General features: G+C 64.2%; 11 protein-coding genes. 9 read left to right on the top strand and 2 right to left on the bottom strand.

The features are described 5' to 3' along the window. The first annotated feature begins 282 nt into the window (after window positions 1-282). Genes AC3A6F_RS09620 through AC3A6F_RS09605 form a run of 4 tightly spaced genes read left to right on the top strand, consistent with a single transcriptional unit; the run spans window position 283 to window position 3,407 of the window. A complete protein-coding gene (locus tag AC3A6F_RS09620; RefSeq protein WP_487680447.1) occupies window positions 283-1,266 on the top strand; it encodes an RluA family pseudouridine synthase in 984 nt (327 codons plus the stop codon). Window positions 1,267-1,326: 60 nt separating this feature from the next. Then, window positions 1,327-1,986: an HAD-IIIA family hydrolase gene (locus tag AC3A6F_RS09615; RefSeq protein WP_320476607.1), complete on the top strand. Its 660-nt coding sequence runs from the start codon at window positions 1,327-1,329 to the stop codon at window positions 1,984-1,986. A gap of 16 nt (window positions 1,987-2,002) precedes the next feature. Further along, the gene (locus AC3A6F_RS09610; RefSeq protein ID WP_487680127.1) at window positions 2,003-2,380 is read left to right on the top strand and encodes a Rieske (2Fe-2S) protein; all 378 of its coding nucleotides are present in this window, start codon (window positions 2,003-2,005) and stop codon (window positions 2,378-2,380) included. Window positions 2,381-2,405: 25 nt separating this feature from the next. Then, window positions 2,406-3,407 (top strand): S49 family peptidase, encoded by a 1,002-nt coding sequence (locus AC3A6F_RS09605; RefSeq protein WP_487680125.1) that lies wholly within the window; start codon window positions 2,406-2,408, stop codon window positions 3,405-3,407. Window positions 3,408-3,771: 364 nt separating this feature from the next. On the opposite strand, the gene AC3A6F_RS09600 is transcribed toward AC3A6F_RS09605, so the two are convergent. Beyond that, window positions 3,772-4,188, bottom strand: coding sequence for a hypothetical protein (locus AC3A6F_RS09600; protein ID WP_487680123.1), 417 nt, complete (start codon window positions 4,186-4,188; stop codon window positions 3,772-3,774). A 238-nt stretch (window positions 4,189-4,426) separates the two neighbouring features. Here AC3A6F_RS09600 and AC3A6F_RS09595 point away from each other — a divergent pair, with 238 nt between their 5' ends. The 3 genes from AC3A6F_RS09595 (at window position 4,427) to AC3A6F_RS09585 (ending at window position 7,461) form a co-directional block, all read left to right on the top strand. Further along, window positions 4,427-5,143, top strand: coding sequence for a pseudouridine synthase (locus AC3A6F_RS09595; RefSeq protein WP_487680121.1), 717 nt, complete (start codon window positions 4,427-4,429; stop codon window positions 5,141-5,143). A 145-nt stretch (window positions 5,144-5,288) separates the two neighbouring features. Beyond that, entirely contained in the window at window positions 5,289-6,425 is a 1,137-nt protein-coding gene (locus AC3A6F_RS09590) for a phospholipase A (protein ID WP_487680119.1), read from the top strand. A 37-nt stretch (window positions 6,426-6,462) separates the two neighbouring features. Beyond that, a complete protein-coding gene (locus AC3A6F_RS09585; protein WP_487680117.1) occupies window positions 6,463-7,461 on the top strand; it encodes a fumarylacetoacetate hydrolase family protein in 999 nt (332 codons plus the stop codon). 113 nt (window positions 7,462-7,574) lie between these two features. Here the strand turns inward: AC3A6F_RS09585 and AC3A6F_RS09580 are convergent, their stop codons facing one another. Then, window positions 7,575-8,762, bottom strand: a complete 1,188-nt coding sequence (locus AC3A6F_RS09580; protein ID WP_487680115.1) for a hypothetical protein — start codon at window positions 8,760-8,762, stop codon at window positions 7,575-7,577. A 292-nt stretch (window positions 8,763-9,054) separates the two neighbouring features. Between AC3A6F_RS09580 and AC3A6F_RS09575 the strand changes: the two genes are divergently transcribed. Further along, complete coding sequence (locus AC3A6F_RS09575; RefSeq protein WP_487680113.1) at window positions 9,055-10,341, top strand: MraY family glycosyltransferase; 1,287 nt, start codon at window positions 9,055-9,057, stop codon at window positions 10,339-10,341. 284 nt (window positions 10,342-10,625) lie between these two features. After that, the gene (gene flhB / locus AC3A6F_RS09570; RefSeq protein ID WP_487680111.1) at window positions 10,626-11,795 is read left to right on the top strand and encodes a flagellar biosynthesis protein FlhB; all 1,170 of its coding nucleotides are present in this window, start codon (window positions 10,626-10,628) and stop codon (window positions 11,793-11,795) included. Window positions 11,796-11,804: the final 9 nt, after the last annotated feature.

Below are 11,804 nucleotides of genomic sequence, written 5' to 3'. Positions count from 1 at the left end.
GCAAGCAAGATCTGCTTGCCGGTACTTATCCTTAAGAATCCTGACAATCCAATCCTGCATCCTTGCGCGCAACCCGATTACAACTGCAGGTGCAACCCTGATCGGTGCAAGGATGTGCGTACACATTTCTTTCCATCGAATTTGCAATGAGCAGGGCCGATGGAGCGCGCCCCTGTGTAAAATATCGTTTTAATTCTTACACCAGCAGAGGTTTGACCGCCGCCTGTCGATTATATATTCAAAATGAAGGACTTACAGAGAATTTCTGGGAAGACAGAGCGAATGGCGACCCAAAACGATGTTGTTTCCCCTTCATCACAACAGGCTCTGCAGGCACAGTTCGTGACAATCGGCGAAGAAGACGCCGGACAGCGTATTGATAACTACCTGTTGCGTGTCTGCAAAGGCGTACCGAAGAGTCATATTTACCGCATCCTCCGTTCGGGTGAGGTACGTGTCAACAAGGGCCGCATCGACCAGCTGTACCGCCTGGCCGAGGGCGATATCGTGCGCATCCCGCCGATCCGCATCGCCGAAAAAGCCAATAACGACACCGTGCCGGGAACCGAATTCCCCATCGTGTTCGAAGACACGCATTTACTCGTCATTAACAAGCCGGCCGGCGTGGCCGTGCATGGCGGTTCCGGCGTGTCGTACGGCGTGATCGAACAATTGCGCGCGGCACGGCCGGACGCCAAGTTCCTGGAACTGGTGCACCGGCTCGACCGCGAAACCTCGGGCCTGCTCCTGATCGGCAAGAAGCGCAGCGCGCTCACCAATCTGCACGACCAGATGCGCGACGGCACGACCGACAAGCGTTATTTCGCGGCCGTCAAGGGCGACTGGCAGAATAAGCGCCAGCACGTCAAATTGCCGCTGCATAAATACACGACGGCCGATGGCGAGAAGCGGGTCGTGGTCCAGGCCGGCGGCCAGGAAGCGCATACCATTTTCAATCTATTGAAAAAATGGCAGGATTTCGCCTTGCTCGAAGCCGAACTCAAGACGGGCCGCACGCACCAGATCCGGGTCCACCTTGCCTCCTCCGGCTTTCCGATCCTGGGCGACGAGAAGTATGGCGACTTTGCATTCAATAAACAGTTGCACAAGGCGGGCCAGGGACGCGGGGCGCTCAAGCGCATGTTCCTGCACGCGCACCAGATCACGTTTACGCACCCGGACAGCGGGGAGCGGGTGACGCTGCGCGCGCCGATGCCGGAAGAGTGCGAGCGGTTCTTGGTAAGCTTGGGAGTAGCAAGTGCGTGATATAAGCTTGCGCACGATCAAAAAACTACGGAGACAGGCGCCCTGGGCCGCCACTAAATAATGGCAAGAAAACAATTTGACCTGATTGTGTTCGACTGGGACGGCACGCTGATGGACAGCACGGCGGCCATCGTCAAATGTATCCAGGCGGCGGCGCGCGACCTCGCCCTGCCGGTCCCGAGCGACACGTCGGCCGCCCACGTCATCGGCCTCGGCCTGGCCGAGGCGATGCAGGCGGTGATGCCCGACATCCAGCCGGCCATGTACCCGCGCATGGTCGAGCGCTACCGCTATCACTTCCTCACCAAGGACCACGAACTGGTGCTGTTCAAGGGCGTTCGGGAGATGTTGGCCGATCTTAACAATGAGGGTTACTTCCTGGCCGTGGCCACCGGCAAGAGCCGGGTGGGCCTCAACCGGGCCCTGAACGCCACCGGCCTGCTGTCGATCTTCGATGCGACCCGTTGCGCGGATGAGACATTTTCGAAGCCTCATCCCGCCATGCTGCAAGAACTGACCCGCGAGCTGGGCCAGGACCTGCGCCGCACCGTGATGATCGGCGACACCACCCACGATCTCCTGATGGCCAACAACGCCGGCGCGTCCGGCATCGCCGTCGAGTTCGGCGCACACCCGGTGGCCCAGCTGCAAGCCTGCCACCCGCTGTTCTCGGCGCGCTCGATCCCCGAGCTGCATGCCTGGCTGCTCGAGCATGCCTGAACCGGGAGGCGCGCAAATGGCGGAAGATGAGCGCCTGTTCGTGTGCGATGCCGAGGGTTTGCTCGACGCAGGTCGCGGCGTGCGCTTCGCGCTGCTGGCCTGGGGGCAGCCGGCCACCGGTTTCGTGATCCGCCACGGTGGCCAGGTGTATGGTTACCTGAACCGCTGCGCCCATGTTCCGATCGAGCTCGACTGGCGCGAAGGGGAGTTCTTCGAGTCTGGCGGCCAGTACCTGATGTGCGCCACCCACGGCGCGGTGTACGAGCCCGGCAGCGGCAAGTGCGCCGGCGGGCCGTGCCGCGGCGGGCGCCTGCATCCGATCGCCGTACACGAAGGCGCGGGCAAGATATACTGGCTGCCCGACGAGCGGTTCCGCGCACCTGCGCAGGGATAGCTCGCCCATCGACCCATCCGACTTTATGAGTGACCAAACGAGCCATGACCACCCCGGCGACAGCCGGCTCGCATCGAATCCGACGATAGGCAACTGGGAGCGCGAAACGCTCGAGAAACTGGTGTTCGCCACCGTCCAGGAGCGGCGCCGCGCCCGGCGCTGGAGCATTTTCTTCAAACTGAGCTTCCTCGGCGTCGCCCTGCTGGCGCTGTGGGCATACTACGACTTCAATTTCGGCAGCGGCGACGTCGAAAACCTGGGCCGCCACACGGCTCTGATCGAAATCAACGGCGAGATCGAAGCCGAAGGCAGCGGTGCGGCCGATACGGTGATCCCCTCGCTGAACAAGGCGTTTTCCGACCCCGGCTCGGCGGCGGTGGTGCTGCGCATCGACAGCCCAGGCGGCAGCCCGGTGCAGGCCGGCATCATCGTCGACGAGATCCAGCGCCTCAAGCGCGGCTACCCCGATAAGCCCTTGTACGTGGTGGTGGACGAGATCTGCGCCTCGGGCGGCTACTACATCGCCTCGGCGGCCGACCGCATCTACGTCAACAAGGCCTCGATCGTCGGCTCGGTCGGCGTGCTGATGGACAGCTTCGGCTTCACCGGCACCATGGACAAGCTCGGCATCGAACGGCGCCTGATGACGGCCGGCGAGAACAAGGGTTTCATGGATCCGTTCAGCCCGCAGTCCGCGAAGCACCGCGAGCACGCCCAGGAGATGCTCAACGAGATCCACCAGCAATTCATCGCGGTGGTGCGCGCCGGGCGCGGCAAGCGCCTGAAGGAAACCCCGGAAACCTTCTCCGGCCTGTACTGGACCGGCGCCAAGGCGGTGGACATGGGCCTGGCCGACGCCTTCGGCACCGTCGACACGGTGGCGCGCGACATCGTCAAGGCCGAGGACATCGTCGACTACACGGCGCACGAAGGCTTGCCAGAAAGGGTGCTCAAGAAATTTGGCGCCGCGGTCGGCGAAAGCGCGGTCAAGGCGGCTTATCATGGCGCCGTGCCGAAACTGCGCTGAACATTTTGTACTTGAATACAGACGGCTAGCGTCTATAGTGGAACGGTAGCGCGAGCAGCAAGGGTCAAGAGGCAAATGCTTCGGTCGGCCCGGACGGCGACACGCTATCCACCGCACGCGGTGCGGTTTTCGAGAGAATTCAATTCCTCATGGTAGTACGTCCCTGGGAGGCTTGCCGCATGGCGTGCCTGCCGCAGGAACGGAAACGACGGCCTTGGCCGTCGTTTCCTTTTGTACTTCATCGGTTCGCACCGCATCAGTTTTTACCTCAGCGGTACGGCTGCTGCTCTCTTCCAGTTGTTCCGTCGTCCGTTTTCCGGTCTCATCGGGGTGCCTCCGGCGTCCTGCCGGGAGGCGTGCCGGTTCAGGTACATGTGCCGCACTGCCGCGAATCGCCATCGCGATCCGAGCGGCAGGGGGACTGAGAATTCTGCTGCGTAGGGTATGGGTTATGTTGTTGTGGGACTTGCAATCCACCTTGTCGCGAGCTCGCTTGTGGCGGATGCCACATCGCCGGCTTTCGGAAGGGTATCAGCTCTTCGTGCTGGGCAAAGCCGCCACGGTCGAGCCAAGCCTGATGGTCGCGCACGGTGCGGGCATACCAGGCGGCGCGTAACGGTAGATGGCCGCCGTGCAGGTGGGGAAGGCCGCCGCCGCGCCAGCGCGCCATGGCGAGTCGGGTGGGGAAATGCGCCGCATGGTCCTTGGCGAGCTGTTGGCGCGCACAATGGGCCTCATGAGCGGAAAGCTTTCCATTCGCTGTGTCGAGATCGTCGTTCACGTTCATTCCTATCCTCTGGCTATGGCTTCCCCATACAAGGACGCCGTAGGTGCCGTTAGGCGGATTCCTAACGTGTTGAAGTCTATCAATGCGAATTTCGAAAGGCTTGACGCTGCTCAAATGAACGAATGCATGCAAACTGAGGTTGAGGTAACGCTACCAAATTGCCAGATAACGCTAACAGGTGTGGATGGCAACGCGCCCCAAGTGGCCTGCGCATCTGGTAAAGTCTCGGCCCATGAGTAAATTGTCCCTAGACCGTATCCTGCAATCGCAGGGATTCGGCACCCGCAAATATTGCCGCGCACTGATCGAAGATGGCGACGTCGCCGTCAACGGCGAGACCGTCGACAGCTACAAGGCCACCTTCGATACCGACGGCCTGGTCCTGACCGTGTTCGACGAAGAATGGCCGTATCGCGAGCACGCCTATATCGCGCTGTACAAGCCGGCCAACTTCGAATGCTCGCGCAAGCCGAGCCACCATCCGGGCGTGCTGACCCTGCTGCCGGAACAGTTCACCTGGCGCGACGTGCAGCCGGTCGGCCGCCTCGACCACGACACCACGGGCATGCTCCTGATGTCGGACGACGGCCCCTTCATCCACGCCCAGTCCTCGCCCAAGCGCCACGTGCCCAAGGTCTACCAGGCCACGACCGCCGAGCCGGTGACCTCTGAGCTGGTCGCCCACATGCTGGCCGGCGTGCAGCTGAACGACGAGCCGGCGCCGCTGAAGGCGGTGTCCTGCGTCCAGCGCGGCGACCATACCCTCGAGATCGTCCTGGAACAGGGCAAATACCACCAGGTCAAACGGATGCTGGCCGCCGCCGGCAATCATTGCAGCGCGCTGCACCGCTCGCAGATCGGCGGCCTGACCCTGGAATCGCTCGGCCTCGAAGAGGGCGAATGGTGCTTCCTCAACCAGGCCCAGCTCGACCTCCTGGTGCCTGCCTGAACAAGGCGGGGCCCCAAGGGCGTAGAGGGCGCCGCATGCCTGAGTGCAATACGTGCGCCATCGATAAGAAATATCCGCGACACTTACGCGCGATGGCAACTGAACATCAGTTGCTGCGCGAACGTTTTGATATAGAACAATAAATATGCACGCTTATCGCCCGAGACTTCCCCATACCATCGCCCTGATCCCGCTCCTGCTGGCCTTGCCGGCATTGGCCCAGACCGCGCCGCAAACCCTGGCCGAATGCGCCGCCATCGCCGACGGCAGCGGCCGCCTGGCCTGCTTCGACGGCGTCGTCGCCAGCCAGAAGGCCTCCGCGGCCAGTACCGGCCCGGCCACCGCGGCCGTCGCCACGCCCACCACGCCCGGCGCCGTGGCGCCGGTGCCGACCACGGCGCCTGTCGCCGAGGGCGCCTTCGATGCGCCGCGCACCAGCGCGGTGGACCGCACCGCCTCGGTTGACCCGGTGGTGCAGGCCGCGGCCCAGTACACGCTGAGCAGCCACTGGGAGCTCGACTCGCGCGACAAGCGCGGCGTGTTCAAGTTCCGTCCGCACCACCCGAGCTATCTGATCGCGACCCGGACCCACCGTCCGAACGAAGAGCCTTACCGCGATTTTTGGGAGGCAGACCCGGATGCCGAAGGTTTGTCGAAGGCCGAGCTCGAATTCCAGCTCAGCTTCAAGATGAAGCTGGCCGAGACGCTGTTCGAATTGCCGGTCGACGTCTGGTTCGGCTACACCCAGAACAGCTTCTGGCAAGCGGCCAACCACGAGGCGTCCAGCCCTTTCCGCGAGACCAATTACCAGCCCGAGGTCATGGTCGTCACGCCGCTCGACTACGCGCTGGCCGGCGTCAATGTGCGTTTCCTGAACCTGGGCTTCGTGCACCAGTCGAATGGCCAGTCGTCGACCCTGTCGCGCAGCTGGAACCGCTTCTACGCCCAGGTCGGCCTGGAGCGCGGTCCGCTGAGCATGACTGTCAAGGCTTGGAAGCGGGTCAATGAATCGGCCGAAGACGATAACAACCCGGACATCATCGACTACATGGGCCGCTTCGAACTGGCTGGCAACTATCGCCTGAACGGCGGGCATGAGCTGTCGGCCCTGGTGCGGCGCAACTTCAGCACCGACAAGGGCGCGGTCCAGGTCGGCTGGGCCTTCCCGCTGGCCGGCCCGGTCAAGGGTTATATCAATGCCTTCGCCGGCTACGGACAGAGCATGATCGACTATAACTATTTCCAGCGCAGCGTCGGCGCCGGTGTCATCGTTAAATATTGATCTGTAGAATGGCGGGCTCGATTCCCGGAGTCCGCCCATGAAACTCGCCACGCTCGACGACGGCACCCGCGACGGCCAGTTGGCCGTGGTGTCGCGTGACCTCAAGACCGCCCACGTCGCCGACGGCATCGCGCCCAGCCTGCGCGCCGCCCTCGACGACTGGGCTTTCATTGCGCCCCAGCTCGACGCCCTCTATCGCCAACTGAACGAGGGCAAGGCGCGCCGTCCGTTCGACTTCGACCCGGCCCGCTGCATGGCCCCGCTGCCGCGCGCGAGCGGGCGCGTGTGCGGCGCCGCCTACCTGCATCACCACGAACTGGAGCGTCGCGCCTTGGGCGCTGCATTGCCTGCGGCCTGGCGCGAGGCGCCGCAGCTGGCCTGGGCGGCGAGCGACGGCTTCCTCGGCCCGCGGCAAGAGCTGGTGTTGGCGCGCGAGGAATGGGGCATCGATTTCGGCGCCGAACTGGCGGTCGTGAGCGGCGACGTGCCGCAGGGCGCGACGCCGGACCAAGCGCATGGCCAGATCCGCCTGCTGTTGCTGGCCAATGACGTCACCTTGCAGAACCTGGTGGCGGATGAGCGGGCCGCAGGCCTGGGCCTGCTGCATGCGAAGCCGGCAACGGCGTTCGCGCCGGTGGCCGTGACGCCGGACGAGCTGGGCGAGGCCTGGCGCGGCGGCAAGGCCGCGCTGCCGCTGCGGGTGGTATGGAACGGCAATCCGGTCGGCACCCTGGAGGCGGGCGAAGACATGGCCTTCAATTTCCCGCAATTGCTGGCGGCGCTGGCCGGCAGCCGCAAGATTGCGGCGGGCACGGTCGTCGGCACGGGCGTCGTGGCGAACCGCGCGACGCGCCGCCACACGCCGGGTTACGCCAGCATCGCCACCCAGCGTTGGCAGGAAACGATCGATGGCGGCGAAGCGGTCACCCAGTACCTGCGCTTCGGCGACACGGTGCGCATCGAGATGCTCGATGAGAACGGCAAATCGTTGTTTGGGGCGATCGAGCAGACGCTCAAACATCCGGATTCGGCCTGAGACACTTGCACGTCGCCCCCGCGGAGGCGGGGGCCTAAGTGCTGCCTGCGTTACGATGATGCTGGCGAGATTGGATACCCGCCTTCGCGGGTATGACGTGCTGGCGGTAACGATTAGGGTTGCGCGTTCCAGAATGCATCGTCCGCTTGCTTCCCACGTAATTCCACATCGACCGGCCGGCTGACCCGGCGCAACGCGTCGGCGCGCAGCAGCCGGCCGTCCGGCTCGTGCAGCCGGTACCACAGGAAGGCCACGCCGGACAGGGACAGGCGTTCGCCGCCGAACAGGTTGCCGCGCACCTGGGTCAGGCCTTCCAGCCGCAGGTCGACGTCCAGCACGAGGGCGCCGGCGCTGCGTTCGGCCTGGCCGAGGTAGCGCGCGGCGGTGAACAGGGGGCTTTTGTCGCTGGCCTCGCCCGCGCGCAGCCCCTCGGTGAAGGCGTCGACCGCCTTCAGCTGGGCCCTGGCGGCGGTCTCGACGGCCTGCAGCTCTTTCTTGAGCTCGCCTTTGGCGGCGTCGGCCAGCACCTCCAGCCGCGCCGCGTGCTGCGCCAGCACCGACCGTTCCGCACCCACCAGCCTGACCTGGTCGAGCAGGCGGGCGTGGCGCGCGATGTCGAGTTCGCCCATATAGCCCCCGCTCAACCCCGCAAGGCGGGTGGGGCAGGAACGCGCGAGCGCACTGGCGAACAGGGCGCGCGCGCCGTCGCCATAGGCGATGCCGGCCAGCGTCGCGTCGCTCTTGAACAGGCTGGCCAGGTCGGCGCCGGCGCGCAGCAATACCGTGGGCGTCGTGAGCCAGATCAGCGGTATTGCCGGGCGGCGGTCAGCCGATTGCGGGGTCTGCGCGTTAATGTAGCGTTGCAGCTCGAGATTGCGCTCGGCCAATTCCTGCAAGGTGCGTGCGAGGGCGCCGTCGACGGTGCGCGCCGCCACCACGCCCTGGCTGACGACCGGGTCGTACAGGATGACCTGGCGGTCCTGGGGCAGGCCGGCGCAGACATCATGCGCGAGTTCCAGCGCCAGGTCGAAGGCGCGCGCCAGGCCGGCGGCGCCCAACTTGCCCGCTTCGACATTGCCGCTCAAGGCCTTGGCCTGGACCGGCGGCAGGCGCGCCAGCAGTTCGGCGCGCTCGGCCTCGGCCAGTGCCTGCCGCGTTTCCGCTTCCAGCAGGCGGGCCTGGGCTTCCAGCAATTCGGGGGAGGGGGCGCCCTGCGGCCGGGCGGTCCCTGGATACAGCGCGCTCAGGCATAACAAAATGCTGAAAATGAAGGTATGCGGCTTGCGATTATGTTTTGCCATGGTTCACCTTATTTGTGAGCAAGAAATAAATCTATCCAAATATCACCGAGGAAAAGTGTAACAATTTGTCGAGAAATATTAGGAGAAGTTTCAGGGCGATTGATTGGCAGATCGCAACCTCCCTAGAATCGTCGAATTGTTCTTGCACAATCAATGGCTTGCACTACAGAACAGAGCATTTGTGACATTGGGATAGAATCCTTGCCCAGGCACGTTTGCCGGAAGATCAACGAGAAATGCGATAGAATTGACGAGTTAACAAAGTGGTTCTATGAGTATTAATAACCTTCCCATGGCCGGCCTCGAAATCGGCTTTCTCACATCGCTGATCTGCTCCCTCCTGCTCGTGTTCACCACACGCTGGCATGGGCGCTATTCGCTTGACGCGACGCGCGGTGTGCAGAAATTCCATATCACCCCGACCCCGCGCATCGGTGGCGCCGCCATCATGATCGGCCTGTGGATGGCGCTGGGCGTCCTGCCGCAGGCGCAGCAGGAACTGCTGCTGCCGGTGCTGGTGGCCGCCTTGCCGGCCTTCGTGTTCGGCCTGGCCGAAGACCTGACCCGCACCGTGTCGGTGCGTGCACGCTTGCTGGCGACCATGGCCAGCGGCGCGGTCTGCTGGTTCCTGACCGGCGTCACCCTGCAATACACCGGCCTGGCGCCGCTCGACGGCCTGCTGGGCTGGCTGCCGTTTTCGGTGCTGTTCACCGCCTTCGCGGTGGGCGGCGTGGCCAATGCGGTCAACATCATCGACGGTTTCAACGGCCTGGCCAGCGGCACGGTCGTGATCGGCCTGGCCACCCTGGGCCTGATCGCCCTGGGCGCCGGCGACGTCCACCTGGCCCAGCTGTGCTTCGTGATCTGCGCGGTGACGGCCGGCTTCTTCGTCGTCAATTTCCCGTTTGGCAAATTGTTCCTCGGCGACGGCGGCGCCTACCTGCTCGGCTTCCTGCTGGCCTGGCTGTCGGTGATGCTGGTCTACCGCAATCCGTCGGTCTCGGCCTGGGCTCCGCTGCTGGCCTGCGCCTATCCGGTCTTCGAAACCCTGTTCACCATCTGCCGCCGCCTGTGGTGCCGCCGCCATCCGGGCCATCCGGATAGCTGGCATCTGCACAGCCTGGTCAAGACGGCGATCACCGCGCGCTACCTGCGCATGCTGCCGGCGCCGCTGCGCAATGCCTGCGTGTCGCCGGTGTCGTGGAGCATCGCCCTGGTGCCGGCCGCGCTGGCCGTCAACCATGCCGGCACGCCCGACGTGTTGATGCAGGGCGTGGTCGCCAGCTTCGCGCTGTACCTGGCCGTGTACGGCCTGGTGGTTGCCGCCTGGCGCGCCCGCCGCCGCCTGCCGACCCATATGGCCGCCGCCCGGCTGGCGCCAGCCACCACGGCCACGGTCAAGGTGGTCAAGCCGATAGTCACGCCGATCGCCCCGATCGTTCCGATGTCGGCGCCGGTGATTTCTCCAGTCATCGTGGCGGCCCGCGTCGCCAAGCCGAGCGCGGCCAACCAGGCGGCGCCCCTGTCCGACCTCGGCCGCGAGCAGCCGGCCCCGGCCTTCGTCCGCCGCCGCGTGTAAAGAAGAGCCTATCCCGGCAGGTGGGAGTCGCTCCTGGCGCGCCTGGCAGGCGTGTGCTGCGTTGCTCGTCGTTGCATGGCGCCGCCATGCGGCCTCCTCGCGCCTTGCCCACGCCAGCCATGCATCCCCATGAGCGTCCCCCCACCTACCGGGATAGGCTCTTGCCGGCCGCGAACAGCGGCCGGTTCCTCCCTCTGTTTTTTCTCTGGCCGCACGGCAATTCCGGCGATAATTTCATTTGCGCGGTACAAAGGCGCATGTGACATAGTTTTGGCGGAGTACGGATGTCGGAAGATAGCGACGCAGAGAAGACAGAAGACGCATCGCCCCGGAAGATCGAGAAGGCGCGCGAGGACGGCGACGTTCCCAGATCGCGGGAGCTGGCTACCTTCACCGTCCTGATGACCGCCGGGGCTTGCCTGTGGGCATTTGGCGGCATGCTCGTCGGTAAACTGAGCCTGGCGCTCAAGTCCGGCCTGTCGCTCGACCGCGAGCAGGTCTTCAATCCCGCCATCCTGATCGAGCGCATCCTCAATGACCTGGTGGCCGTGCTGCTGGCCTGCCTGCCCATCGCGGGCGCCATCATGGTCATCGCCCTGGTCTCGCCGCTGCTGATCGGCGGCTGGCTGTTCTCGTCCAAGGCCTTCATGCCCAATTTCGGGAAGTTGAACCCGATCAAGGGTATTGGCAATATGTTCTCGAAAAACGCCCTGGTCGAGCTGCTCAAGGCGGTCGCCAAGACCATCGTCATTGGCGTGGTGGCCTATATCGTGGTCAGCGGCCAGAAGGAGGCGATGCTGGGCCTGGCGGTCGAACCCCTCAACGAAAGCAGCGCCCACGTGGGCGCCATGATCGGCAAATCCTTCCTGTTCATCGTCGGCGCGCTGGGCTTCATCGCCCTGATCGACGGTCCTTACCAGTTATGGCACTGGAAAGACAAACTGAAAATGACGCGCCAGGAAATGATCCAGGAATCGAAGGAGTCGGACGGCAATCCTCAGATTAAGGGGAAGATTCGCCAGCTGCAGCGCGAAATGGCCCGGGGCCGGATGATGCAAAATGTACCTACTGCAGATGTGATCGTCACTAACCCGACCCACTATGCAGTGGCGCTGAAGTATACGGATGGCAAGGGCGCGCCGCGGGTCGTGGCCAAGGGCATCGACGACGTGGCCGCCAAGATCCGCGAGCTGGGCCAGGAACACAAGGTCACGCTGATGGAAGCCCCGGCCCTGGCCCGCGCCCTGTACAAGCATACCGATATCGACGACGAGATCCCGGAAAAGCTGTACTCGGCGGTGGCGGAAGTGCTGGCCTATGTCTACCAGCTGCGCGCCTACAAGAAGGGTGACGGGGATTACCCGGATCGCCCGACGAAGTTGAAAGTGCCTGACGAGATGGACCCGCTGAACCCGGCGTCGCAAACGCCTTTCACGCCAGGGGGGCCGAATTGAACTGAACAC

The organism is Massilia sp. Soil_C_3 (assembly GCF_057657035.1).
This window is presented reverse-complemented; position numbering and strand designations above follow the sequence as displayed.